Origin of the sequence: Halobacillus litoralis, assembly GCF_009856445.1 — a bacterium.
Classification (GTDB): domain Bacteria; phylum Bacillota; class Bacilli; order Bacillales; family Halobacillaceae; genus Halobacillus; species Halobacillus litoralis.
This window is the reverse complement of record NZ_WMFA01000001.1, coordinates 520085-545576: the sequence shown is the minus strand read 5'-3', so window position 1 is coordinate 545576 and position 25492 is coordinate 520085. Positions and strand designations below refer to the sequence as shown.

At 44.8% G+C, this 25492-nt stretch carries 24 protein-coding genes; all 24 read right to left on the bottom strand.

The window, feature by feature from the left end; all coding sequences use genetic code 11:
- Nucleotides 1-209: 209 nt before the first annotated feature.
- The 24 genes from GLW00_RS02470 to GLW00_RS02355 all read right to left on the bottom strand — a co-directional run bounded on the left by GLW00_RS02470 (nt 210) and on the right by GLW00_RS02355 (nt 24880).
- On the bottom strand, nt 210-2369 hold the full coding sequence (locus GLW00_RS02470) for a S8 family serine peptidase (protein WP_160910915.1): 2160 nt from the start codon (nt 2367-2369) through the stop codon (nt 210-212).
- Nucleotides 2370-2739: 370 nt separating this feature from the next.
- The gene (gene wecB, locus GLW00_RS02465; protein WP_160910914.1) at nt 2740-3888 is read right to left on the bottom strand and encodes a non-hydrolyzing UDP-N-acetylglucosamine 2-epimerase; all 1149 of its coding nucleotides are present in this window, start codon (nt 3886-3888) and stop codon (nt 2740-2742) included.
- 30 nt (nt 3889-3918) lie between these two features.
- On the bottom strand, nt 3919-4551 hold the full coding sequence (upp, locus tag GLW00_RS02460) for a uracil phosphoribosyltransferase (protein ID WP_160910913.1): 633 nt from the start codon (nt 4549-4551) through the stop codon (nt 3919-3921).
- 341 nt (nt 4552-4892) lie between these two features.
- Nucleotides 4893-6149: a serine hydroxymethyltransferase gene (gene glyA / locus GLW00_RS02455; protein ID WP_160910912.1), complete on the bottom strand. Its 1257-nt coding sequence runs from the start codon at nt 6147-6149 to the stop codon at nt 4893-4895.
- A 23-nt stretch (nt 6150-6172) separates the two neighbouring features.
- A complete protein-coding gene (locus GLW00_RS02450; protein ID WP_160911828.1) occupies nt 6173-6736 on the bottom strand; it encodes a TIGR01440 family protein in 564 nt (187 codons plus the stop codon).
- Between the two features lie 157 nt (nt 6737-6893).
- Nucleotides 6894-7334 carry a ribose 5-phosphate isomerase B gene (gene rpiB, locus GLW00_RS02445; protein ID WP_160910911.1) on the bottom strand — a complete coding sequence of 147 codons (441 nt, stop codon included), beginning with the start codon at nt 7332-7334 and terminating at the stop codon, nt 6894-6896.
- Nucleotides 7335-8152: 818 nt separating this feature from the next.
- Nucleotides 8153-8761, bottom strand: a complete 609-nt coding sequence (locus GLW00_RS02440) for a low molecular weight protein arginine phosphatase (protein WP_160910909.1) — start codon at nt 8759-8761, stop codon at nt 8153-8155.
- A 71-nt stretch (nt 8762-8832) separates the two neighbouring features.
- Nucleotides 8833-9360 carry a manganese efflux pump MntP gene (locus GLW00_RS02435; protein ID WP_237417425.1) on the bottom strand — a complete coding sequence of 176 codons (528 nt, stop codon included), beginning with the start codon at nt 9358-9360 and terminating at the stop codon, nt 8833-8835.
- 69 nt (nt 9361-9429) lie between these two features.
- Complete coding sequence (locus GLW00_RS02430; protein ID WP_160910905.1) at nt 9430-10470, bottom strand: L-threonylcarbamoyladenylate synthase; 1041 nt, start codon at nt 10468-10470, stop codon at nt 9430-9432.
- Nucleotides 10471-10692: 222 nt separating this feature from the next.
- Complete coding sequence (locus GLW00_RS02425; RefSeq protein ID WP_160910903.1) at nt 10693-11004, bottom strand: hypothetical protein; 312 nt, start codon at nt 11002-11004, stop codon at nt 10693-10695.
- A gap of 54 nt (nt 11005-11058) precedes the next feature.
- Nucleotides 11059-11655 (bottom strand): stage II sporulation protein R, encoded by a 597-nt coding sequence (gene spoIIR, locus GLW00_RS02420; protein ID WP_160910901.1) that lies wholly within the window; start codon nt 11653-11655, stop codon nt 11059-11061.
- Nucleotides 11656-11743: 88 nt separating this feature from the next.
- A complete protein-coding gene (gene prmC / locus GLW00_RS02415) occupies nt 11744-12604 on the bottom strand; it encodes a peptide chain release factor N(5)-glutamine methyltransferase (RefSeq protein WP_160911826.1) in 861 nt (286 codons plus the stop codon).
- Between the two features lies 1 nt (nt 12605).
- On the bottom strand, nt 12606-13676 hold the full coding sequence (gene prfA / locus GLW00_RS02410) for a peptide chain release factor 1 (RefSeq protein ID WP_160910899.1): 1071 nt from the start codon (nt 13674-13676) through the stop codon (nt 12606-12608).
- A 216-nt stretch (nt 13677-13892) separates the two neighbouring features.
- Nucleotides 13893-14294: a lipoprotein gene (locus tag GLW00_RS02405; protein ID WP_160910898.1), complete on the bottom strand. Its 402-nt coding sequence runs from the start codon at nt 14292-14294 to the stop codon at nt 13893-13895.
- A gap of 1087 nt (nt 14295-15381) precedes the next feature.
- Nucleotides 15382-15669, bottom strand: coding sequence for a four-helix bundle copper-binding protein (locus GLW00_RS02400; protein WP_160910896.1), 288 nt, complete (start codon nt 15667-15669; stop codon nt 15382-15384).
- A gap of 15 nt (nt 15670-15684) precedes the next feature.
- A complete protein-coding gene (locus GLW00_RS20845) occupies nt 15685-16371 on the bottom strand; it encodes a Na-translocating system protein MpsC family protein (RefSeq protein WP_160910894.1) in 687 nt (228 codons plus the stop codon).
- A gap of 877 nt (nt 16372-17248) precedes the next feature.
- The gene (locus GLW00_RS02390; RefSeq protein ID WP_160910892.1) at nt 17249-17872 is read right to left on the bottom strand and encodes a thymidine kinase; all 624 of its coding nucleotides are present in this window, start codon (nt 17870-17872) and stop codon (nt 17249-17251) included.
- A gap of 297 nt (nt 17873-18169) precedes the next feature.
- Nucleotides 18170-18415: a type B 50S ribosomal protein L31 gene (locus GLW00_RS02385; RefSeq protein ID WP_160910891.1), complete on the bottom strand. Its 246-nt coding sequence runs from the start codon at nt 18413-18415 to the stop codon at nt 18170-18172.
- A 177-nt stretch (nt 18416-18592) separates the two neighbouring features.
- Nucleotides 18593-19879 carry a transcription termination factor Rho gene (gene rho / locus GLW00_RS02380; protein WP_160910889.1) on the bottom strand — a complete coding sequence of 429 codons (1287 nt, stop codon included), beginning with the start codon at nt 19877-19879 and terminating at the stop codon, nt 18593-18595.
- Nucleotides 19880-20342: 463 nt separating this feature from the next.
- Nucleotides 20343-21311 (bottom strand): class II fructose-bisphosphatase, encoded by a 969-nt coding sequence (gene glpX, locus GLW00_RS02375; protein WP_160910887.1) that lies wholly within the window; start codon nt 21309-21311, stop codon nt 20343-20345.
- A gap of 57 nt (nt 21312-21368) precedes the next feature.
- Entirely contained in the window at nt 21369-22655 is a 1287-nt protein-coding gene (murA, locus tag GLW00_RS02370; RefSeq protein WP_160910886.1) for a UDP-N-acetylglucosamine 1-carboxyvinyltransferase, read from the bottom strand.
- Nucleotides 22656-22723: 68 nt separating this feature from the next.
- Nucleotides 22724-23365, bottom strand: coding sequence for a fructose-6-phosphate aldolase (gene fsa, locus GLW00_RS02365; protein WP_160910884.1), 642 nt, complete (start codon nt 23363-23365; stop codon nt 22724-22726).
- Nucleotides 23366-23486: 121 nt separating this feature from the next.
- On the bottom strand, nt 23487-24350 hold the full coding sequence (fba, locus tag GLW00_RS02360; RefSeq protein ID WP_115823376.1) for a class II fructose-1,6-bisphosphate aldolase: 864 nt from the start codon (nt 24348-24350) through the stop codon (nt 23487-23489).
- A 158-nt stretch (nt 24351-24508) separates the two neighbouring features.
- Nucleotides 24509-24880 (bottom strand): response regulator, encoded by a 372-nt coding sequence (locus tag GLW00_RS02355; protein WP_160910882.1) that lies wholly within the window; start codon nt 24878-24880, stop codon nt 24509-24511.
- Nucleotides 24881-25492: the final 612 nt, after the last annotated feature.

Sequence of the window (25492 nt, the reverse complement as noted above, 5' to 3'; positions counted from 1 at the left end):
CAATAGGGGTGGTTTGATGTCAATGAGTTTGTGAGTAAAAGTACAAATGACAGACAAAATTCGATCACATTTTCGTCACATTTATGTCGTATTTACACAGCATTCAAATATATGGAACACAATACAAAAATTATCTATTTCAGCTCCCATTTACATAGCCCCCTCATCATCATTACAAAAGACGCTGCGCTTCAGTGCGCAGCGTCTTTTTACCGATTTCCTTCTATATAAATAGGAAACGGATAGATCGACTCTTTTTTATCTGTTACAACGGTTACTATGGCAAGATAACTACCATCCAAGTTCAAGTCATCTATATCCACTTCACCTTCAATCAGTCCGGATTTTAAATCTTTTATCTCCAATAGAGTACCTGCTGTTAACATTGTACCTGCACGATATAAATCCACTCTCAATTCATCCACATCTTCCGCTATGTGGAAACGATAATCACCCACTCGATCGTTTTGCCAGGACGTCTCCAGTTCAAAACCTGACACAATTTCATAACCTGAGGTCTCTTTCACAAACACATATGGGAGGGTATAAACTTTTTCTTTCTCTTTAACTTTAAGAAATCCTTCATGAACCCCATCTTCTAAAAATGCGGCAGACACACGCAATTCAACAGACAATTCCTTCGTTTGTCCGGGTTCTATGTTTTGTGACATGGGCACTGTCCATGAAACCCCACGTTGCGTACTCGGCTTTTCAATGGAAATAGTAACCGTTTCATCTTTTAAATTCTTTATCTTTAAAGGTAATTGTTTTCGATAGATCTGGTCATCGATTTTCCCAAAAGACAATGAACTTTGCCCAATGAGCAGATCAGGTTCAAGAGCTTCGTTGAGGTCTACATAACCTGCTCCTTGTTCAGTGGGTGGGAAAGGCTGTTTTCCTGTACCAATTAAATCTGCTGTAGTTGTCAGCGCCTGTTTGACTTCTGCTGGGCTCCAATCCGGATGCGCCTCTTTCATCAATGCTGCCATCCCGGCCACATGAGGGGCTGCCATACTTGTTCCTTGCAACGATTGATAACCTCCAGGAACAGTACTGTATATATCCACCCCTGGGGCGAGTATATCCGGTTTAATCTCCCAATTCGTAGTGACGGGTCCGCGCGAGCTAAAGGGTGCAACCTGGTCACCTAGCGAAACATTCACCGTTTCCACCCATTGATTTTGCCGGATGACCTTTTCCTTCAGCCATTCCCCAGCTTCGTTTGATAGAGACGCTACGGGAATGGGCAGTTTCACTCCATCCAATCCTCCTTGAAAGTTCCCTTCTTCGTTGTTGTAGATGAGTACAGCGACCGCGCCTTTTTGGTAGGCCTTGAGAGCTTTGTGACTAAAAGGAATGCCGCCTCTTTCAAACAAAACGATTCTTCCACGTACATTCCCATACTCAGCTTCACCTGTCCCCGCAAAAACGAGGGGATATTTTTTTGCTAATTCCCAAGGAACAGATCCAGACATTTTCTGAACCAGTACCGTTTCCCTTTCACCCGGGACTTTCAGCACAGGGGCCTTCATAGATAAAGCAGAAGCCCCTACCGTGATGGCATCAGAGGAAGTAGCTGGAGAACCGATCGTCCAGCCGTCCGGGCCAGAATTACCGGCCGCTACGACAACCACTGTCCCTAACTCTACGGCTTTATTGACAGCATGGGTCGTTGGCCAGTCCGGACCATTCACATCATTCCCTAAAGAAAGATTGATGACATCCATACCGTCATTCACAGCTTCTTCAATCGCTGCAATTACTTGCACAGACGAACCTACTCCTCCAGGTCCCAAAGCCCGGTACGCATAGAGGTCAGCATCTGGGGCAATGCCTTTCATTTCCCCATTCGCACCTACAACACCAGCGACATGCGTGCCATGAATTGTTGCGCCCTCCTCCTCTGTTTCCATAGGATCGTCGTCAAAGTCAACGGTGTCATAGCCACCTTTGAAATTGTCTTTTAAATCCGGGTGGTGGTAGTCCATGCCTGTATCTATAATCCCAACTTTAACGCCTTTCCCTGTCTGCGGCTTACTCAGTTGATTACGAATAAATTCCGTTGAAAAATCAGGAACTTCCTTTACCTCTAATGCTTCATAAGTACGTACGGGATGTTGATTTTTCACAGCTTCCATTCTTGCCACTTTTTCCAACTCTGCTGCCGTCCCTTTAATCGCTACTCCATAAAAAATCGTATCGTAACTCGTCACCACTTCAAGCCTCGGTAGTCTTCGTTCTAGTTCTTTTAAGAAACTCTCAGGTGGTTCATCTAATTCGACAATGATGGTTACTTCATCGTTCGGTTCAGGAGCACTGAATCCGGTCAATATAAATAGGCAAGTGAAAAAGACAATCCCATATCGCATAAGCTTGTGCTCCTTTTTCCATAGCATTTGTTTTAGCTGAACGTTTATGCGGAAGCATTTAAGGATCTTAAACAAAATCAACGCCTATTGTGTTTTCAAATACCTCTATATTTACATAAGAGAACGCCATATGATCCGTTACGAAATTTATCAGTGGATTCTAAGCTTTTATCGGTAGGTCCCTGGGGTTTATCGGTGACTTTTGCTCTTTTATCGGTGTCTTTCACATTTTTATCAGTGACTTTAATGATTTCACCAATCCCGGACCTCTAGGCGCTGACAAACAATAAGAAGCGCTATTAGGGGAGTATGTTCGTGGAGAATAAACAAAAGGGCGAGGTCTTGGTGACCTCGCCCTTTCATGTTCATCTTATTCGATTTCAAATGGTGCAGGTTTATCTTCACGATGTTTGAAGAAATAACGAATCGCCTCTGCGATACGGGCAGAAGCTTGTCCGTCTCCATACGGGTTGGAAGCTTTGGACATCGCTTCATGTTTTTTGTCATCCGATAACAATTCATGAGCGAGATGGAAGATGTGATCCTCTTCCGTTCCTGCAAGCTTCAATGTGCCTGCATCAATCCCCTCCGGACGTTCTGTCGTGTCACGAAGGACAAGGACAGGAACACCCAGTGAAGGTGCTTCTTCCTGTACGCCGCCTGAATCAGTCAAAATGAGGTGTGCTCTTGAAGCGAAATTGTGAAAGTCGATGACATCAAGCGGTTCGATCAGCTTGATTCGATCGTCATTCCCTAAGATTTCGTCCGCTGTTTCTTTAACCACCGGATTCAGGTGAACCGGATAGACGACTTGAATATCGTCGTGCTCCTGAACAAGACGCTTGATGGCGCGGAACATTTGCTTCATGTTGTTTCCGAGGTTTTCACGCCGGTGTGCTGTCATCAGAACAAGGCGTTTATCCCCTACTTCATCAAGCACTTCAGAGGCATAGTCTTCCGCTACCGTCGTCTGTAAAGCATCAATAGCTGTATTCCCGGTAACAAAGATATTGTCTTCCGACTTATTTTCAGCAAGAAGATTGTCTCTTGATTTATTCGTCGGTGCAAAATGAAGATCCGCCATAACACCGGTCAACTGGCGATTCATTTCTTCAGGAAACGGTGAGTACTTGTTCCAGGTACGAAGCCCAGCTTCCACATGCCCGACAGGAATTTGGTTATAGTAAGCAGCCAAGGAAGCGGCAAATGTTGTTGTTGTATCCCCATGGACAAGCACAACATCAGGCTTCGTTTCCTTCATCACTTCATCTAAACCTTCCAAAGCACGTGTCGTCACTTGAGCAAGTGACTGGCGGGCTTTCATGATATCAAGATCAAAATCCGGTTCAATATCAAATATACTCAACACCTGGTCCAGCATCTCTCTATGCTGAGCGGTTACTGCAACGATTGGTTCAAACTGTTCTGAACGTTTTTTCAACTCAAGGACGAGCGGTGCCATTTTTATAGCTTCCGGTCTTGTCCCAAATATCGTCATTACTTTAATGCGTTCTGTCATGAGTGCTCCTCCTTTAATGAGGAAGTGGTTTTATTTGGTTCCGTACAAACGGTCTCCCGCATCTCCTAAACCAGGTACAATGTATCCTTTTTCGTTCAATTTCTCATCAAGAGCTGCAAGGTAAATGTCCACGTCCGGATGTTCTTCCTGCACAGCTTCTACACCTTCAGGCGCAGCTACGAGACACATTAAACGAATTTGTTTTGCTCCACGTTTCTTCAAGGAGTGGATTGCTTCGTTGGCTGATCCGCCTGTCGCAAGCATCGGATCGATGACAATCAATTCACGTTCTTCAATATCACTTGGAAGCTTCACATAATATTCGACGGGCTGCAATGTTTCTGGATCGCGGTAAAGTCCGACGTGCCCAATTTTCGCAGCTGGAATCAATTGGATAATTCCATCTACCATACCAAGCCCAGCTCTTAGAATAGGAACAAGTCCGATCTTTTTACCTGTCAGTACTTTTGCCTTCGCATCCTGTACGACTGGTGTATCGATAGACACTTCTTCCAGCGGAAGATCTCGGGTGATTTCAAAGGCCATAAGTGCTGCTACTTCATCTACTAATTCACGGAAGTCTTTCGTCCCTGTCTCTTTTTTACGTATGTACGTCAACTTATGTTGAATCAATGGGTGATCCAGTACATAAACGTTTGCCATTGCCATTCACTCCTTCTGAAAATTTACATCCTTTAAATTGTACAGAAAAAGAAACCTCTCTGCAACCTATGATCAGATTACGAATTATTACAAAAATGCTCCTTACTCTGGAAGATTCAGTTTCAAGATGTTTGTTGGATTTTAGGGGCTCCGGGAAACAGTTCGCTTTCCACGGGGCGGGCGGTGAGCCTCCTCAGGCTACGCCTTCCGGGGTCTCACCTGTCCCGCACATCCCAAGAAAAGAACCGCGAAACATCCCGCTATCGAGTTTTCCATAATCCTGCCAGATTCTTAAATAAGAGCCACTAGATCAATCTAGTGGCTCTTGGTAGTTTCATTCATTAAATGGAAGAAAAGTTGAGTGTCTGGTATAACGGGAAGCGGGATGTTAATTCACGTACACGTTTTTCCGCTTCTTTCATTTTCGCCTCATCCTCGTGATTGTCCAGAGTGAAGGCGATCAGATCTGCAATTTCTTCCATTTCCGCTTCCTTGAAGCCACGGCTCGTAACAGCTGCTGTACCGATACGGATACCACTTGTCACAAACGGGCTTTCAGGATCGAACGGAATCGTATTTTTATTTGTCGTAATACCGATTTCATCTAAAGCTTTTTCGACTACTTTGCCGGTCAAGCCTTTGCTGCGTAAGTCAAGTAAAAGCAGGTGATTGTCTGTCCCATCAGAAACTAGATCTACCCCTTTTTCAATAAGGGATGCACCTAGTTGCTTTGCGTTGGCGATAATTTGCCGGGAATATTCTTTGAACTCTGGCTGCAAAGCTTCCTTGAAGGATACAGCTTTAGCTGCAATGATGTGCATTAAGGGACCGCCCTGCATTCCCGGGAACACTGTTTTATCGATCTTTTTAGCAAAAGATTCTTCACAAAGAATCATTCCACCACGAGGGCCACGCAATGTTTTATGGGTTGTGGTCGTAACGAAGTGAGCGTGTGGTACAGGGTTCGGATGTAGACCTGTAGCAACCAGCCCCGCGATATGGGCCATATCGACCATGAGGTAAGCTCCTACCTCATCAGCAATTTCACGGAATTTAGCAAAATCAATTTCTCGCGGATAGGCGCTGGCACCTGCAACAATCAGTTTAGGTTGCACTTCTTTGGCTTTCTGAAGCACAGCCTCATAATCAATTGTTTCATCGTTTTCGTCTACACCGTACTCCTCAAAATTATACAACTTCCCACTAAAGTTGACGGGGCTGCCATGGGTCAAGTGACCACCGTGATTCAAATTCATACCGAGGACTGTGTCTCCATGCTCAAGCACAGTGAAATACACGGCCATGTTCGCTTGCGCACCAGAGTGCGGCTGAACATTAGCGTGATCGGCTCCAAACAGTTCTTTCGCGCGGTCGCGGGCTAAGTTTTCCACAACGTCTACGTGTTCACAACCACCATAGTAACGACGGCCCGGATAGCCTTCCGCATATTTATTCGTAAGCACAGAACCCATCGTTTCCATAACGGCTTCTGAAACGAAGTTTTCTGAAGCAATCAATTCAATATTATCCTGCTGGCGTTGTCTTTCATCCTGGACGGCTGCAAAAATTTCTGCATCTGCTGATTTTACATGATTCATGGTCTAGCTTCCCCTTTCCATTCCTAATGATCACAAGAACCTGCTTCTTCTTGACTTACATAAACCGCACGTGCCCCACCGATGAGAGGAGGTCGGGTTTTCGCTGCCGTAATGTGGGCGTGACCGATGCTTTTTTGAGCGATACGAAGCGGTACGGCTACACGTTTTAAATGCATCCCGATGAGGGTGTCACCGATATCAAGCCCACCCTTAGCTTCAATCCTCTCCACAAGCACAGGATCTTTCATATGCTTATAAGCGAAGGATGCCATCGATCCGCCTGCTGCGGGCACAGGAATAGCCGATACTTCTGTTAAACGCTGATCTTCCATTACTGCACGGTCGACAACTAATGAACGATTCAAATGTTCACAGCACTGGAACGCAAGTGAAACGCCGGAGCGCTCTGAAAGATTTTGCAGCTCACTGAAAACTACTTCAGCAATAGCTTCACTTCCTGAAGTGCCGATTCTTTCCCCTGCAATCTCGCTTGTTGAACAGCCAATGACAAAAACACCTGGTTGTAGGCTGTCTGTTTCCATAAGCTGATCGACCACAGCGCGAACATCCGCTTGAATCCTTTTCACATCCGTCACTTTCCTACCTCCTCTATGTGTCAGCACAAATAGGGGAATAACTCCCTATAAGCGGTTTATTTACAAAAAAAGGAGAAGCATCAGGCTCCTCCTTCAATTGTCAGCATCAGCTATTAAAAAAGCTTCAGCTTTTCTATATCCCATTGTATTACTTATTTTCATATTCGGCAATCTTACTTACACGTCTTTTGTGACGACCTGCTTCGAAGTCAGTAGACACCCATGTTCTAGCAATTTCACGCGCTAAACCTGGGCCGATGATGCGTTCACCCATACATAACACATTCGAATCGTTATGTTCGCGAGTAACTTTGGCTGTGAAAAGGTCATGCACCAATGCGGCACGAATTCCCTTTACTTTATTAGCGGAGATCGACATCCCGATTCCTGTTCCACAGATGAGGATCGCTTTATCAAATTCTCCATTCGCTACACGTTCTGCTGCAGGGATTGCGTAGTCAGGATAGTCGACGGAATCTTCACAATCACAACCGATGTCTTCGAATTCTACTTCAAGTTCATTCAAAACGTCTGTTACTTCTTTTCGTAAGTTCACTCCGCCATGGTCGGAGGCAAGGATCACTTTCATCTATAGACACTCCCGTCTTCTAATATCAACCTTATCGTGACAGTTTCCCTCTCCCCTGTCAATGCTCTCCATCCGACTCCTTTCATCTAGTAGCCCTTCTGTATTTATTAAAAAATTTGGCAGGATTGCGGAAGTCTCCGTTTCGAGATGTTTGTTGAGTGGATGGGGGCTGCGGGGAATGACTCGCTTTCCGCGGGAGCGCGGTGAGCCTCCTCGGACTGCGTCCTGTGGGGTCTCACCAAGCACTTTTTTCCCGAAGGAGTCTCGCCATTCCCCTTTGCCCCTTAACCAAGTATGGTTCTCGAAACCACTACTTAAAAATCAGCTTGTATGGATATGAGAAGTGAATGATTTAAACTCTACCTCGTTGACGTTTAGCATACGCAAATGCTTGATAGAACGCACTATATGCCCGCATAGGGGAGAAGATTTGGAACCTTGCTTATGAATACAGGTGTTCGAATCATCCACTTCCCTTAATCATTCAAGCTGATCCTTTTAGAAGTGGTTTCGAGACACTTATAAGGTAAAGGGGCGGAGGGAAACGGTGAGACTCCTATGGGACGTGTGGGACAGGTGAGACCCCGGAAGGTGTAGCCTGAGGAGGCTCACCGCCCGCCCCATGGAAAGCGAACCTTTTCCCGGAGCCCCTAGAACCACACAATCGTCTCGAAACTGAGTCTTCAACTAAAGGGAGCTTTTCTGAAATAGGAGAAATAAAAAATCCCGGAGGGGGGTCTCTGGGATTTTTAGATATGTATAAATGTTGCCATAAAAACAGCGAGACGACGAGGATGGTACGTCTGATAGAAACCGGTTTATTCCTCGTCGCGAAGTTTTTCTACGAGACGTTCAATATAGTGATTGAGCTCATCACGGGTATTCCGGTAGATGGTGATGTTCCCGCCAAAGGGATCTATGATATTCAAATCAGGCAATTCTTTCTCCCGCTGATCGATTTCTTTAATTTCATCCTCTAGTTCATCGAACAATTTTTGCTCAAGATCCTGGTCATCGATCTTGCCTTTATATTCATTCAGGATAGACAAACGCTTCTCTTCAAAGGCTGCATAAAGGCTCTTTAAATGTCGCCATTGATTTTCATCAATGAGTACATATTCCTTCAGCGTATAGTATTTTCCTTGAGCGTCCGGGTACTGAAGAGCGAGGGTTTGTTTATGGCGGTCTGTCATGGTGAGCACAAGATCCGCCCATTCCAGAAGGTCACGATCGATAGGTTTGGTCTGGTGGTCCAGGTCCAAATCGATCTCCTTAAGAACAAGTTCTGAATTCTCTGCCAGAGGTTCCCCTTTCCCTGCGAAAATTCCTGCGGATTGAACATTTCCTTCTTCATACTTCGATTTTAGCAATGCTTCTGCCATCGGACTTCGGCATGTATTTCCTGTACAGACAAATAATATATTCATAGCCACTCTTCCCCTCATCAATAGTCCGTTTTCTCTATAGTACCATAGGTACAGATCGGGTGAAAAACATGTCAAAAAATAGCATTTAACCCTAAGGCACACAATATGCTTCCTCCAAGAAGTTCACTATATATACCCAGTAAACCTCCTGCCCGGCGACCTATGATGAAGCCTGTCCATGTCAAAGCCATACTGAATACTCCGAAAGATAGGACGGATATGAACATTTCCGCTTCTCTTAAGCCTAAGCTGAAACCCACGGGGAAACTGTCTATGCTGACGCTTAGTGCGAATAACCACAAGCCGATGCCCGTCATTCGATATGAAATCGAGTGCTTTTCCGTGAACGACGCAAAGACCGCATAAGCACCTAAGCCGAACAACATTACTCCTCCAGCCAATTCAGCCCATTCAGCTGCACTATCAGACAGCCATTTACCAAGCAGGATGCCCAACCCCGGCATGACCATATGAAAAACCCCGATGACAATCCCGGCAAAAAAAGCGTGCTTTAACCTAATTGCCTGTAATCCCATTCCTAATGAAACAGAGAATGCATCAAGACCTAAAGCAATCGATAACAAAATTAGTGAAGTCATATGCTCCAACTGAATCTTCCCCTCCCCGGACATGCTATATCATCGTATGCATGAGTGGAGGGGCGTATGTCAGAAGGTCTGGATTCTTTTTACAGCGGCTTTATTCAATCGGTTCATAATGGCCGCTCCTACACCTTCTTCAGAAAAAGTTTCACATAAAATAAGATCTACATCCGACTCTTTAAATTCTCTTAAGGCACCGTAAAGTTTTTCTGCTACTTGATGAAGCTGTGATCTTGAACCACAACGTATAAGAGGATAGTGATCAAGTTTTTCTGCTAGTTCATCACTTGCAATGACCCCGACTCTGTTTCCATCCTTCTTCAATTCATGAAGTTGCCTGGAAAAGAAGTCATCATTACCCTCCACCAGCCAAAGCGGCGATTCCGGTGCATAGTGGGTGTATTTCATCCCGGGTGATTTAGGCTTCTGCTTTTCATCAGCGAGAGCAGGATCCATCATGACTTGCTTTAGAACCCGTTCTAAATCTTCTTTCGTTACCCCGCCCGGTCTTAAAATAACAGGCATTTCCGTCGTGCAGTCCACAACAGTAGACTCCACACCAACACCTGTGGGGCCTCCGTCAAGTATGCCGGCAATTTTACCGTCCAGGTCCTGATAGACGTGCTCGGCCGTTGTAGGGCTGGGTCGACCTGAACGATTGGCACTTGGAGCTGCTAATGGTTTTCCTGTCTCCCGAAGCAAGGTTAGAGCAAGTGGATGATCAGGCATTCGAATGCCAATTGTGGATAATCCCGCCGTCACATTAACAGCAGCTGTTCCATTGCTCTTCAGAACAAGCGTCAACGGACCGGGCCAGAATTCGTCCATCAGTTTCCGCGCAACAGGGGGAATCTCTGCAACTAATTGACCCACCTGCTCCTCATCTGCCACATGAACAATTAAAGGATTGTCTGCTGGCCGGCCTTTGGCTTCAAAAATCCGCTGTACCGCTTCTTCTTCGGTTGCATCCGCACCTAAACCGTAGACCGTTTCGGTAGGAAAAGCGACAACCTGTTTATCTTTCAGAAGAGTCGAGGCTTCCTGGACTTGAGCATCCAAATCCCTTGTGTTTTCCGTTTGTTTCCACCATTTCGTTTCCATACTCATCGTACGAACCCCTTTATTCCGTATCTGCTGTCATTTTTATTATGATTAATTCTACAAAATATCGCAAATTTAGACATTATTCACAAGATGTCCTCAAGTTATCCACAATTTTACCCACATATCCAAAGAATCCGTTAGTAAATATGCGAATGAAATTTTTCTATTCACAACTTATTAACAATTAATACCCGTTTTGTGAATAACTAAGCGACTTATGCACAATTAACTGTGATTAACTTCATAAATCCACAACCTTTTTTCGACATCCTTTTTCTTGAACTGTTGATGCTGCAAAAGAAAGTCGAGTGTATCGGAATGACTTTCCACATGAAGCTCTCTTAAACCTACTTTCTCCACATAGGTCTGAATCACTTCAAACACCTCTAAAATTCTACCGGGAGAAATATGGTCTTTCACTTGGAGTTGTTCAAGCTTCCCCGCCCCCTTTGATAATCGGATCAGACGGAAGGATCCGATCGGCTGGTCGGCTTTTTTCAACTGATACAACTCATCTTCTATTTGTTCGATATACATAATAGAATCCACACCCCTTTGTTCTACTCTATGAAAAGGGGGGTGGATTCTATGCTAGGAAAAGATGCTTTCCCATATTTTCACGACAAAGAACTGTACTTCCTCTTCCTCTTCTTTCTCTACTTCTTCTTCTGTTACTTCTTCCGCTTCTGCTACACTCGTCCCATTAGAGAAATCAAGGAAACATAGTGGCGGGAACAGGACGCACCACCAGTTATCGCCCTCACCTTCTCCCAGGGTGATGAGAATGGCTTCATATTCCCCGGCTGGATAGATAAAGGAACCATACAACTTCGTCGGAAATTGAACATTGGAGTCGTAGTCGACCGTGTAATCCTGTTGGATCCCTTCCTTTTCAAGGGTTTGCCCTACAATCTCCTGAAGCTCGGGAAGACGCCCCTGAATCAATTCCCTAGCCGCTTCAATCGAAGTCAATTCAGCTACCCATTCGGTAATTTCAGCATTGACCTCGTCTCTTACCATACGTTTAACTTTCTGATCCGCTTGATCATTACTATCTGCTAATATGCGAAGACGAATGGCTTCATCCGGAATGACTTGAAATTCAGGTTGTGCTTGCGATTGTTGTCCCCATGGGAGGACCGCAATAATAATAGATAAGGATAAAAATAAGAGCCAACTGTTTTTCATTTTCATTTCCTCCCTGTCACTCTACTAGTCGCTAGTATGGACAGGGTGCCTACACTTTAAACCATAAATCTATCAATCTTCTATTTGGTTACTTAACAAAGGCAAAGACCATGCGGTCCTTCCCGTTTATATCTGGACGTATCTCCGTATGACATTCCGGCAGCATCTCTTGAATGAGCGTCGAAACCGAGCGTCCTTGCTCATGACCAATTTCGAATGCGATGCATTTGGGTTTTTGTTTCATATGTGAGATTTGAGTAAGGATGGTTTTGTAGGCAGCCAACCCTTCCTCCTCAGCAAATAGAGCAAGCGCCGGATCGAAATCCACCACAGTATCGTCCATTTTATCTTTTTCTGAAAAAGCAATATAAGGGGGATTGGAAACAATGATGTCGAACGGCTCTTCAAGCAGTGATTCCAGGAAGTTCCCTCGATAAAAGCGAACATCGGCCCCATGCTGAGCAGCATTTTTTTCAGCTATTTCAAGAGCTTCCTCTGAGAGATCTACACCACTAACCTCACTCCCCGGAAGTTCGGTAGCAAGGGTAATCGCAATGACACCACTACCTGTGCCAAGGTCAATAATTCTTGGTGTCTGCAAATTTTCATCACGGACATAATCCATAACGCCAAGGACCAGCTCTTCCGTCTCAGGCCTTGGAATCAGCACGTTTTCATTGACTTGAAATTCCCGTCCATAAAAGTGACCGACTCCTGTAAGGTGCTGGACAGGGATCCCTGTCTCCGCATGCTGTCTGACTGCCTGGGCGAAATCCTTCTCTGCTTCATCAGGTAACCGTTGATCGTCAAAAGCAAGAAGTTGGGAGGGTGTCCATTTCAAAAAATGTTCGAGTAATAAATCAGCCACCCTCGGTTCCCGTTGATGTTGTTGTAAAAAAAGAGAAGCCCAGCGGCGGGCTTCCCGAATCGACGTAAAAGTAGGCTGCATACTATTCACCAATCTGCTCCATTTTTTTCGTTTGCTCTTCAATCAATAGAGCATCAATGATTTCATCCATATTTCCCTGGAGAATCTGATCAAGCTTTTGTAACGTTAGACCGATTCGGTGATCCGTCACACGTGTTTGCGGGAAGTTGTACGTACGTATCCGCTCGGAACGGTCCCCTGTACCTACAGCAGACTTACGATTTTCATCGTATTCTGCCTGGGCTTCCTGTTGGAACTTATCATAAACACGAGCCCGAAGAACTTTCATCGCCTTTTCTTTGTTCTTAATTTGTGATTTTTCGTCCTGACACGATACAACGGTACCCGTCGGTTCGTGGGTCAGGCGTACAGCGGACATGGTCGTGTTGACACTCTGCCCTCCTGGTCCACTGGAAGCAAAGGTATCGACTCGAATATCCTTATCATGCAATTCCACCTCAACTTCTTCAGCTTCAGGCATGACAACGACAGTCGCAGTAGACGTATGAATACGTCCCCCCGATTCTGTTTCCGGTACACGTTGGACACGGTGAGCGCCATTTTCAAACTTCAGCTTGGAATAAGCCATATTCCCAGACACCATAAAGATGATTTCTTTATAACCACCGACGTCACTGGCATTCGCTTCAATGACTTCTGTTTTCCAGCCTTGCGCCTCAGCATACCGTGCGTACATCCGATATAGGTCACCAGCGAATAAAGCAGCTTCATCTCCGCCCGCTGCTCCGCGCACTTCCATGATGACGTTCTTATCATCATTCGGGTCTTTCGGAAGCATAAGAACCTTCAACCGTTCTTCAAGGTCTTGTTTGCGTGTGGAAAGTTCATGAATCTCTTCTTTGACCATTTCCACCATATCCGCATCCATTTTGTCGTCAAGCATCGCCTTCGCATCATCCAGCTGCTCTGCCACTTCTTTATACTCACGATAAGCTGTCACTGTTTCCTGCAGGCCGGATTGTTCTTTGGAATACTCACGCAGTTTATTCGTATCAGAAATAATTTCAGGATCACTAAGTAATTCGTTCAATTTTTCATAACGATCTTCTAATGTTTGTAAACGTTCGATCAATGGTATGCACCTCTTTCTCCATAACATTCTAATTATATTATAGAGAGGTCATGGATACAACCGCCCACCCCATTCCTCAAAAAAGATGTCTTCACGTACTTTACTTTGGTAACCGTATCTCCATAGAGGAAGAAAAAGGGAAACAACTTTGTTCCACGGAATTTCACGCAGACACTTAGTCATTCCCCTACCTAAAGGAAGGAAACCATCCAAAAGTTATTTGATTCTTACATGAATGTCATAGCGGGGAACAGCCTGGTAAACAGCTTCTTGAACTTGAGCTTTCCATTCGGCTTTTTCTTCTTTGGAAAGATCTTCATCCCCTTCGATGTGTACCGTCACCCATGCTTGGTTTGCTTCAAGCGTAACCCTCTTCACTTCGACTCCGGGTAGTTGTTGGGCTGCTGCTTTCATATTCTCCCTGTCCTGTTTCAGCCCCCATGTATATCCGACTTTGTTCATGGAACGCGGGCTCTCTTCTCCTCGAGTCACTTCATTATTGTAGCCCATGTTCTCTACATCATCACGACTGGTCATCCCTTGGTATTTATCTCCCTGCAACCCACATGCACTCAACAAAACGGCAGCCATTGCGGCCATTAGTAAGAAACTTCTCATCTCTAGCACCTCTTCTCTTTTTACCGTTATTGTCTCCGAAACCACCCCACTTATGCCCCATTCGTTATTCAATATAATGGCAGGTTTCTTTAAGACTCAGTTTCGAGATGTTTTTTGAGTGGATGGGGGCTGCGGGGAATGACTCGCTTTCCGCGGGAGCGCGGTGAGCCTCCTCGGACTGCGTCCTGTGGGGTCTCACCAAGCACTTTTTTCCCTCAGGAGTCTCGCCATTCCCCTCCTCCCCTTAACCAAGTATGATTCTCGAAACCACTTCTAAAAGATCAGCTTGAATAATGAAGCGAAATGAATCATATAAAATTTTCTACTGCTGGATGGCAGAACTTAAGGCTTGATATAGAGCGTTTTATGCCTACTTAGGATAGAGGAATAAGAGACACTCACTTTCTGTATAGGGGTTCGTTCCACTTCTCCACAAATGGGGTGGTTGGGAAGCTGCGAGACTCCCGTGGGAGAAAGGAGATCGGCGAGATCCCGCAGGACGTAGTCCGAGGAAGCTCGCCACTCCCCCACAGGAAAGCGAGTTGCTTCCCAGCCACCCCTAACGCTTAACCAGGCAACGAACCCTGGAAACATCTCGAAACTGAGTCTTCAACTAAAGGGAGCTTTAGTGAAAGAAGTATAAAAAAACCAAGCGGTAGGACCGCTTGGTTTGGTGGTTACTCCTGGATGAGTAACTGATATTTATTAGGAATGATATTTTCCTGTTTAATTTTCTTCAAATACTCTTCAGCATCTGCATATTTTTCAAAAACCAAATCCTTGTCATCTTTTCTAAACTCAATAACGACACGGTGGCTATCAAATCCAACTATACGATACAGAGCGCATACTCCTTTCGTTGAGCATAATCAGCTCAAAAAACGCAAAAAAGCCGAAAAGTATCTACTTGTGGAAAGAAAGATACTTTTCGGCTTTTGTCCAGCTCTATTGTCCAGATCAGTGTTACCGAATAATATATTAACATGTTATCAAAATTCAATGGTTAAGCACGAGTAAGGATCAAACGTCTTCGTTTCATCCCAAATACTATTATAGTACAGATTGGACGATATGAAAACAGGTCTGCCTAAACTGATTTCTTCATGTCCTCTTGTTCAATCCTTTGATACTTTTCAAGCTCTTCACACAACTGGACATATTCTAAACACATGAGGTAGATTTTGTCGTTTTCCATGGTACCGAGAGTCAAGCATTCTTCTGCAGCCTTTTTACAAACTTCCGCACATGAAGCAGCCATGTCCTCCACTAGCAGGCTTTTTTTCTGTGCAGTTTCTACAGCATACTTATAAGCATTCATGCATTCTTCGAGTAATAATGTCTTCTCCAGCAAGGTGGTATCCTTTTCGCCGATCATTCTATGTCCCCCTCTTTAAGGTTTCAATATCAGAACCATGTAACTACGGTCTTTATCGAAATCCCAGTCTATAAAGACATCTTCTATGCTTGTACCAAGGATTGTTTCGAAAGAGGCATGATTTAGAAGACGCTTTTCTAACCTTCTTTTGGAAATTTTCAAAGGCTGTTCATATCCTGCACTGATCATTTCTTTTTCAATAGCGACCAATATTCCATTACGCTCAATCAATAATGTTCGATTGTTCAGCAAAAACGACCGAATGGAGGCAGGTGCTTTTTCCGCTTTCTGGCTCAGTTTTTCCACTTCTTCGTGTACCGCATCTTTGTGTTCATAAGATATTAATTCTTCACCTTCATCAGGGGCATCCGTTGTAATGACTCCGACAAGCACACCCGTCCGCCTGGATAGAGACCAGTCATAATACAAATGGTCCACATGGATACCCGAAGTGGCCCGAAAGGTTGCTTTTATATCAGGAATTAATTCTCTCATCATGAGGTCCCGCGTTTCTTCTACTTTTTTATCATTTCTCTGACCGACTAAAACACGTTCCATGGGTGCAAGAAAATCTTTCAAATAGATGGTAAGAAATTTCCCTTCGATGGAGACGAAAACAGAGGAGGGTCCTTTTCCAAAGTGGTCACGTAACAGCTTACCAATATAGCTCGACATATCTGACTGAATGGAACGCTTATCCACTTCTATCCCTCCATACCAAACGTTGTTTATCTATATTTAAAGTATCACAAAATACAGGTATTTAAACGAAACCAAGCACATCGAGTATAAAAGAGAGCACATTCATTCAACTAACTGGCAGGTTTCTTGAAGACTCAGTTTCGAGAAGTTTGTTGAGTGGATGGGGCTATGGGGAATAGCTCGCTTTCCGCGGGAGCGCGATGAGCCTCCTCAGGCTGACGCCTTCCGGGGTCTCACCTAGCACTCTTTTCCCGCAGGAGTCTCGCCATTCCCCTCCGCCCCTTTATCATAGTAGGTTCTCGAAACCACTACTTAGAAAATTAGCTTATATGTTTATAGGAAATGGATAATATGTACTCTATCCAATGGATGTTTAGAAAGCGTAATCGCTTGATACAAAGCCTTTTTTGCCTGTGTGGGTGGGAAGGATTAGAACCTTACTTATAAGTGCAGGGGTTCTAAAATCCGCCTATCAAAATCATAAGAGCTGCCCTTTTAGTGTAGGTTTCGAGAATCTATTCCATGGTAAAGGGGCGGAGGGAAACGGTGAGACTCCTATGGGACGTGTGGGACAGGTGAGACCCCGGAAGGCGTAGCCTGAGGAGGCTCACCGCCCGCCCATGGAAAGTGTTCAAATGCGGAATCGTCCTGGTAGACACGACTGGCATAAGCAGAACAGCAACGGAATGAAAAGCACATTCCGTTGCTGTTCTGCTTATGACGCGAGTGTCTGGACGATGGAGCAAGACGAACCTTTTCCCAGAGCCCCTAGAATCACACAAACGTCTCGAAACTGAGTCTTCCACAAACGGGAGCTTCTATTTAAGAATAGTGAAAAAGAAAAAGACAGCTGGGGATCAGCTGTCTGAGTAGTGGTTTATGTTGTTTTTTCAGCGTAAACCTTTTTCACTTCGTGTTGCCTGGGCTTGTTAGGTACTTCGTGATGATGGCGGCAACGCGGTTCGTATGATTCCGATGCACCGACTAAGATGATTGGATCGTCATAGGAAGCGGGTGCTCCATCGATCAAGCGTTGAGTACGGCTGGCCGGTGAACCACAAATAGGGCAGATGGCGTTTAACTTTGTAACACTTTCACTTAATGCCATCATTTCCGGCATTTTGCCAAAAGGCTCACCTCTGAAGTCGGTATCCAGTCCAGCGACGATGACGCGTATGCCTTTGTCTGCCAAACACTCGACGACCTCTACGATATGCTCGTCAAAAAACTGCAATTCATCGATTCCTACGACATCCACTTCATCCGTCACATGCTGAAGGATATCCAACGAGCTTTTTACAGGACGAGCCATTACAGAAGTGCCGTTATGAGATACAACTGCATCTTCTTTGTACCGGTCATCAATCGCAGGTTTATAGACACGGACCGTCAAATTACCAAAAGTCGCACGCCTGACACGGCGGATCAACTCCTCTGATTTCCCGCTGAACATACTTCCGCAGATGAGTTCGACCCATCCACTCTGTTTCATTACATACACGTCTACTGTCGCTCCCTTCTCACTCAATCAAGCTTCAAAATACGGGGGGATCATCCGGTATCCTCCCCTTTATTTCAACAAAAAAGAGCTCCCTTGATGACGCCGGTATAACGGCGGCTTCAATCACCAAGGACAGCTCCCCTTATTGATAAGTCCTTTGAAGAGTATAATTAGCACCTTTCCAACAAAGGCTTTTATACCCCTATTTTTTGACAAAAAAACAGGCAAACATCTGAGACAATTTGCCTGTTTTTGTTCAAAATGATGAAGTTCCTCTCAGGAGAGAGGGTATCATAATTATGAAAGGTTATATTTCTTCTTGAAGCGATCCACACGGCCGCCAGCTTTGTCAGCTTTCTGCTTACCTGTGTAGAACGGGTGAGACGCAGAACTAATCTCTACGCGGATCAATGGATACGTGTTTCCATCTTCCCACTCGATTGTTTCTTCAGAAGACTGAGTAGACCCTGTTAGAAACTTGAAATTAGAACTTGTGTCTAGGAATACAACTTTACGGTATTCTGGATGAATTCCTGCTTTCATGTTCTTCCACTCCTTTTTGCCCTGAATCCTTTGGAAACAGAGTTATTGTAAGAGCCGTCGAAGGTTCGTGATAACACCTTGTACTGAAACTCACATAGAATGATTATAACAGGGGCTCCCCCCTGATGCAACATCCAGTTTCAAGAAACATACAATCGTTAAAACCATTTCCCCTTTTTAACGACGGGCGGCTGTTGCCTTCCCTTTCATATCTTTATCCATTAGATCGAAAAACTCTTCATTATTTTTCGATGCCCTCAAGCGACGCAGGAATCTGTCTGTGAAGTCCTGCGAATCAGACATCGATTTCCGAATGGCCCAGATTTTATCCAGGTGGGTTTGAGGAAGAAGCAATTCTTCTTTCCTTGTTCCTGAACGAAGAATATCAATCGCAGGGAAGATTCGACGCTCAGCAAGACTACGGTCAAGATGAAGCTCCATGTTTCCGGTTCCCTTGAACTCCTCATAAATGACGTCATCCATACGTGAACCTGTATCCACAAGGGCGGTAGCAAGAATCGTCAAGCTTCCTCCTTCTTCAATGTTACGAGCAGCACCGAAGAATCGTTTCGGACGGTGGAAGGCAGCCGGGTCGATTCCTCCTGATAATGTACGGCCACTTGGAGGAATGACGAGGTTGTAAGCGCGAGCTAAACGAGTGATGCTGTCCATGAGAACAATCACATCACGTTTATGTTCAACAAGACGCATCGCTCTTTCAAGCACCAGTTCAGAAACCTTGATGTGATTTTCAGGAACTTCATCAAACGTGGAACTGACAACATCCACATCTGGTGCTACTGAGCGCTCAATATCTGTTACCTCTTCCGGACGTTCATCAACAAGTAAAATGATGAGTTTCGCGTCTGGATGGTTTGTTGAGATGCTGTTGGCCATCTGTTTTAAAAGCATCGTCTTTCCTGCTTTTGGTGGAGCAACAATCAAACCACGCTGACCATAACCGACGGGCGCCATCAAATCCATGATTCTTGTAGAAAGCTTTTTCGTGTCCGTCTCAAGCTTCATTTGACGATCCGGATACAACGGGGTCAATGCCGGGAAGTGGACTCTTTCCTTTGCTGAGTCTGGATCTTCTCCGTTTACGGCATCGACGTGCAAGAGACCATAATAACGTTCGTTCTCTTTAGGCGGACGTACCTTACCAGATACCTTGTCCCCATTTCTCAAGTCAAAACGACGGATTTGAGAGGCAGAAATATAAATATCTTCTGCACTTGGAGAATAATTGATTGGTCTTAAAAAGCCGAAACCTTCTGAAGGAATAATTTCAAGGATTCCGTCCATGAACAGAAAACCATCTTTTTCAGCCTGAGCTTTCAAAATCGCAAATATTAATTCGCGCTTTGTCAGTTTTGCATAATAAGAGACTTTATATTGTCTCGCTTTCGCATAAAGCCCTTTCAATGTCATTGTCTCTAAATTGGAGATTGTTAAATCCGCCACGTGATCACCACTTTTTATTAGTTTTCTTTATTTTTTAAGTCATTCAGAGGCACGCATGAAAATCTTGGTGAGATATTTTTTCCCATTCTTAAAGATGGAAAGGCTGAAAAAACACCGCACATAACGCCCTTTTACATATAGAATTAAAAACTTCTCTAAAGGATTAATTGAATAGATCTGCTTGAATAGAAGATCTGCTCCCTCACAAAGGAGGCCTTTTCTTCAGCAGAACTTTTTTTGTTAGAAGGTTGAGAAGAAGTTAAGTTAAATGAAGTCAATAAATAGAAGCATTTGGAGACGTGTGTCATGATCTTCTATCCTAATCAAACAATCTTTATTGTACTCCTGTCTTTCTTTAGTTTCAATGTTAATTTGAGAAATGTTTAAGAAGGTGGGTTATTGTAGATGAAGAGGAAGCTGATTTTACTGCAGCTTCCTCTCTCTTTGATGAAGGATGTTTTCATTATGGTTTCATGACTAAGTTTGGCTTTTTCTTCAGGCTGTGGTCCCCGTCAATGAAACGGACGGTTCCGGATTTAGCTCTCATAACTAACGTTTGAGTTGTCGCTTTCTGTCCTTTAAATTGCACGCCTTTGAGGAGTTCGCCATCAGTGACACCGGTAGCGGCGAAAATGGCATCGTCCCCTCCACAGAAATCTTCCATATAAAGGACTTTGTCGACATCTTCAATCCCCATCTGTTCACAACGGAGACGTTCCTCGTCATTTGCAGGAAGAAGTTTGCCCTGGATTTCACCACCAAGACACTTCAGGGCGACGGCTGCGAGCACCCCCTCAGGGGCACCACCTATTCCGAACAGAATATCGACACCTGTATGATCGAAGGCTGTATTGATAGCAGCGGCGACATCACCGTCAGGGATCAGCTTGATTCTTGCACCAGCCTCGCGGATCTCCTCAATGATCCTTTGGTGGCGGTCACGATTCAAGACAACGGCAACGACATCTGCCACATCTTTCTCTTTGGCCTCAGCGACGGCCTGCAGGTTTTCAGCAATGGAGGCGTTGATATCCACTTTCCCTACAGCCTCTGGACCGACAGCTATTTTATTCATATACATGTCAGGGGCATGTAAAAGCTGCTTATGATCAGCAATTGCTAAGACAGCAAGGGCATTCCACGTTCCTTGAGCCACGATGTTTGTACCTTCGAGCGGATCGACAGCTACATCCACCCTGGCTCCGTACCCATTGCCGAGTTTCTCACCGATATAAAGCATAGGTGCTTCATCCATTTCCCCTTCTCCGATCACGACAGTCCCTTTCATCGGGATCGTATCAAACACATCGCGCATGGCTGAGGTTGCCGCATCATCGGCTTCCTCTTTCTTTCCTCTCCCCATCCAACGCGCTGATGATAATGCTGCTGCTTCTGTGACTCTAACTAATTCCATCGATAGACTTCTTTCCATGGTGATCTCCCCGATCAATCAAAGATTTTTCCTCATCTCCCCATGGAAATCATGAACTTACGAATTTTGGAATTGCTCAATCTCTTCGTCTGACATCTCCTCATACCAGACTTTTGCACCTAAATCGATCAGCTTGTTTGTAATATTTTCATACCCTCGTTCAATGTGATCGACTCCTGTGATCTCAGTCACACCATCAGCCATCAATCCAGCAATGACAAGGGCAGCCCCGGCACGAAGGTCTGTTGCTTTCACTTTTGCTCCCTGCAGCTTAGAAGGGCCTGTCACAATAGCAGAACCACCTTCGACTTTGATCGAAGCATTCATACGTCTCAATTCATCGACATGCTTGAAACGAGCCTGATAGATGGTATCTGTGACAACACCTGTACCCTGGGTCTGTGTAAGCAAGGAAGTGAACGGCTGTTGTAAATCTGTCGGGAAGCCTGGATAAACGAGTGTCTTAATATCAACACTCCTCAACTCTTTCCCTGGTTTGACGTACAACTGCTCATCATTTTCTTCAATCGTGACACCCATCTCTCTCAGTTTCGCTAACAGAGACTCCAAGTGTTGCGGGATGACGTTATCAATGATCATCTCCTCACCTTGTGCAGCAGCCATAATTGTGTAAGTGCCTGCTTCTATCCGGTCAGGGATAATCGTGTGAAGACAGCCTTTCAGTGTATCCACACCTTCAATACGGATGACGTCTGTTCCTGCCCCTTTGATTTTTGCTCCCATACTTGTCAAAAGGGTAGCCACATCAATGATTTCAGGTTCTTTCGCTGCATTTTCAATGACTGTCTTCCCTTTTGCACGAACGGCAGCCAGCATGATATTGATTGTAGCTCCAACACTGACAACGTCTAAATAGATGCGGGCACCCTTCAGTTCTTTGGCGCGAAGGTAAATCGCCCCCTGTTCATTTGTCACTTTAGCACCAAGAGCTTCGAACCCTTTAATGTGCTGATCGATTGGCCTCGGACCTAAGTGACAGCCTCCAGGCAAACCGATGACAGCTTTATTAAAGCGGCCTAGCATCGCCCCCATAAAATAATAGGAAGCTCTCAACTTTTTAACTTTCCCATTCGGCAAAGGCATGTCTACCATTTCAGAAGGATCGATATGTACGGTTCTTCCGTCTTTACGCACCGAGCCACCGATCTCTTCTAATAAGTCCGACAAGATCCCAACATCAGAAATGTCCGGAAGACCTTCAATCGTTACAGGGGTTTCCGCCAAGATTGCCGCCGGCAGCAGGGCTACAGCACTGTTTTTAGCACCACTCACCCGAACCTGTCCACGTAATGGTCTTCCGCCTTCCACTAATAGTTTATGCATGTGAAACTCCTCGCTTTAAGGTGAAGATTATGGTTTTTAGTATGTGCAATATTTTCCAAAACACACAACTATTTTTGATTATTCCAGTCATTCAGGAATTTTTCAATCCCCTGATCCGTCAACGGGTGTTTAACAATCTGGCTCAGAACTTTGAAAGGAATCGTAGCAATGTGCGCTCCGTGAATAGCCGCTTCCGTTACGTGAACAGGATGACGGACAGAAGCTGCGATGATTTCCGTGTCAATGGCATGACGGTCAAAGATTTCTGAAATCTGTGCCACGAGTTCCATTCCGTTATGACCGATATCATCCAGTCTACCAAGGAATGGTGATACGTAGGAGGCACCGGCACGGGCTGCCATCAACGCCTGATTGGCTGAGAAAACCAAGGTTACATTTGTTTTGATATTCAAATCACTGAAAGCTTTCACTGCTTTCAGGCCTTCCAGTGTCATCGGAACTTTCACTGTAATGTTCGGCGCAATCGCAGCAAGTTCCTTCCCTTCCCGAATCATTCCTTCTGAATCTTCAGAGATGACTTCTGCACTGACTGAACCATCCACTTCATCTGTGATTTCTTTCAGACGGTCATGGAAGGATACTCCTTCTTTCGCTACAAGGCTCGGGTTTGTCGTTACCCCAGCTAAAAGCCCTAGTGCATTTGCTTCCCGAATGTCTTCTATGTTTGCCGTATCAATAAAAAATTTCATATCCCCACTCCTCTTCGCTTCATTTTGTTGCTCCAAGTTGATGAAAATAGTCGAATGATGGCGTTTTCATACATGATGAAAAGGAAACCGCTACAGTGTAGCGGCTTCCTTCAAACTATTATTACGCTTTTTGAGAAGATCCGAATTCACGCATCTTGCCAATAACTGTTTCCTTGATCGCATCACGACCAGGTCCAAGATATTTACGTGGATCGTACTGCTCAGGTTGTTCAGCAAGAACCTGGCGAACGGCTTTACCTTGTGCCATTTGGTTCTCAGTGTTTACATTGATTTTAGCTGTACCGAAAGAAATTGCTTTCTTGATATCAGCTGTAGGGATGCCTGTACCACCGTGAAGAACAAGTGGCTTGTCAACAAGTCCCATGATTTCTTCCATGCGGTCAAAGCCAAGGTTCGGCTCACCTTTGTAAGGTCCGTGTACAGAACCAAGGGCTGGTGCGAATACATCAACGTTTGTTTCGTCAACCAATTGCTTACACTCAGATGGGATCGCGTATGCTGCTTCCGCATCGTCAACGATGATGTCATCTTCTTGTCCACCTACACGGCCAAGCTCTGCTTCAACAGATACACCGTGGATATGTGCAAGTTCAACAACTTTACGAGTGACTGCAATGTTGTCTTCAAGTGGATCGTGGGAAGCATCGATCATTACAGAAGTGAATCCAGCGTGGATCGCTTCTGCACATTTTTCAAAGCTTGAACCATGGTCCAAGTGAATCGCAACAGGTACCGTTGTACCATAAGACTTCATCAGTGCTTTTACCATGTCGACAACAACGTTGAAGCCGCCCATGTAACGTCCTGCACCTTCAGATACACCCAGGATTACTGGAGACTGCTCTTCTTCAGCAGCCTGAAGAATCGCTTGAGCATATTCTAAGTTATTAAGGTTGAACTGACCTACGCCGTAGCGTTCTTCCTTAGCTTTTTCTAGCATTTCTTTCATTGATACTAGTGGCATGAAAGAATCCTCCTTTAGTTAGCGTACTGCATTGTATTTACAAGTCTGTTTCCATACGAAAACACACCATGTAAGTTTGGTTACAGTATTAGAATACCAATACCCTTTCTATGGTGCAACAGCAGGAGGATTATATAGCGCTTACATCAAGAAAAAAGTCATGAACGGCTGTGAACAAGGGTTCCATTAACCATTTCTTTCAATTTATGGATGTCAAATGGCTTAGATATGATATCTGTGACAAAAGGAAAATCTGCTTCCTTTTCAATTGATTCCTTAGATGCCCCTGTAATGATGATGACAGGTGAATCAAAGTGCATTTCTTCTAAGTAGAGCAACACTTCTTTGCCGTGCATGACAGGAAGATTATAATCCATAATAATAAGATCCATGTCCTGTTCTTCCACAAGGTCACATGCTTCACGGCCGGTTTTTGCACTTACGGTTTCGTATCCTTCTGTTTTGAGAATCTCTTCTAACAGGAGTCGTATCCCTGGCTGGTCGTCCACGATGAGGATTCGATTTGCCATGCTTTTTACCTTCCCTTCTATCATCTTTAAAATTTTAATTTTTTAAATTCCTCTCACTATCTCTCTATCCCTGTATTTTCTATACCTTAACGATGTATTCCTGCGCACGTACGTTCTATTTGTCAAAATTTCTGTAAAAATTTCTCTTCCCACTAAAGCTCCCTTTAGTGGAAGACTCAGTTTCGAGACTATTATTGAGTGGATGGGGCTACGGGGAATAGCTCGCTTTCCGCGGGAGCGCGGTGAGCCACCTCGGACTGCGTCCTGTGGGGTCTCACCAAGCACTTTTTTCCCGCAGGAGTCTCGCCATTCCCCTCCGCCCACTTGCCGGAAGAAACTCTCGAAACTACCTTTCAGCAATAGGAGCATTTATGGTTGAGAATCCTATATCAACGCGGTTTAAGCAGGATTTATAACAGTTTTAGGCAGGTAATATAAGAGGGATTTCTAGAACCTCATATGGCAAAGGGGCGAAGGGAAACGGTGAGACTCCTGTGGGAAGTGCGTGGTAGATGAGACCCCGCAGAGCGTTAGCTCGAGGAGGCTCATCACTCGCCCACGGAAAGCGAACCTTTTCTCGGAGCCCCTAAATCCACACAAACATCTCGAAAT

Bases quoted from the DNA above. Each gene is read 5' to 3' on its own strand.
- glyA (WP_160910912.1), bottom strand. From the start codon at position 6,149: ATGAATCATGTAAAATCAGCAGATGCAGAAATTTTTGCAGCCGTCCAG.
- glpX (WP_160910887.1), bottom strand. From the start codon at position 21,311: ATGGAAAGAAGTCTATCGATGGAATTAGTTAGAGTCACAGAAGCAGCA.
- upp (WP_160910913.1), bottom strand. From the start codon at position 4,551: ATGGCAAACGTTTATGTACTGGATCACCCATTGATTCAACATAAGTTG.
- GLW00_RS02435 (WP_237417425.1), bottom strand. From the start codon at position 9,360: ATGACTTCACTAATTTTGTTATCGATTGCTTTAGGTCTTGATGCATTC.
- murA (WP_160910886.1), bottom strand. From the start codon at position 22,655: ATGCATAAACTATTAGTGGAAGGCGGAAGACCATTACGTGGACAGGTT.
- GLW00_RS02405 (WP_160910898.1), bottom strand. From the start codon at position 14,294: ATGAGAAGTTTCTTACTAATGGCCGCAATGGCTGCCGTTTTGTTGAGT.
- GLW00_RS02400 (WP_160910896.1), bottom strand. From the start codon at position 15,669: ATGATCGGCGAAAAGGATACCACCTTGCTGGAGAAGACATTATTACTC.
- spoIIR (WP_160910901.1), bottom strand. From the start codon at position 11,655: ATGAAAAACAGTTGGCTCTTATTTTTATCCTTATCTATTATTATTGCG.
- GLW00_RS02425 (WP_160910903.1), bottom strand. From the start codon at position 11,004: ATGTATATCGAACAAATAGAAGATGAGTTGTATCAGTTGAAAAAAGCC.
- GLW00_RS02470 (WP_160910915.1), bottom strand. From the start codon at position 2,369: ATGCGATATGGGATTGTCTTTTTCACTTGCCTATTTATATTGACCGGA.
- prmC (WP_160911826.1), bottom strand. From the start codon at position 12,604: ATGCAGCCTACTTTTACGTCGATTCGGGAAGCCCGCCGCTGGGCTTCT.
- GLW00_RS02355 (WP_160910882.1), bottom strand. From the start codon at position 24,880: ATGGCAAATCGAATCCTCATCGTGGACGACCAGCCAGGGATACGACTC.
- rpiB (WP_160910911.1), bottom strand. From the start codon at position 7,334: ATGAAAGTGATCCTTGCCTCCGACCATGGCGGAGTGAACTTACGAAAA.
- fsa (WP_160910884.1), bottom strand. From the start codon at position 23,365: ATGAAATTTTTTATTGATACGGCAAACATAGAAGACATTCGGGAAGCA.
- wecB (WP_160910914.1), bottom strand. From the start codon at position 3,888: ATGACAGAACGCATTAAAGTAATGACGATATTTGGGACAAGACCGGAA.
- GLW00_RS02440 (WP_160910909.1), bottom strand. From the start codon at position 8,761: ATGAATATATTATTTGTCTGTACAGGAAATACATGCCGAAGTCCGATG.
- GLW00_RS02430 (WP_160910905.1), bottom strand. From the start codon at position 10,470: ATGAGTATGGAAACGAAATGGTGGAAACAAACGGAAAACACAAGGGAT.
- fba (WP_115823376.1), bottom strand. From the start codon at position 24,350: ATGCCACTAGTATCAATGAAAGAAATGCTAGAAAAAGCTAAGGAAGAA.
- GLW00_RS02385 (WP_160910891.1), bottom strand. From the start codon at position 18,415: ATGAAAGCAGGAATTCATCCAGAATACCGTAAAGTTGTATTCCTAGAC.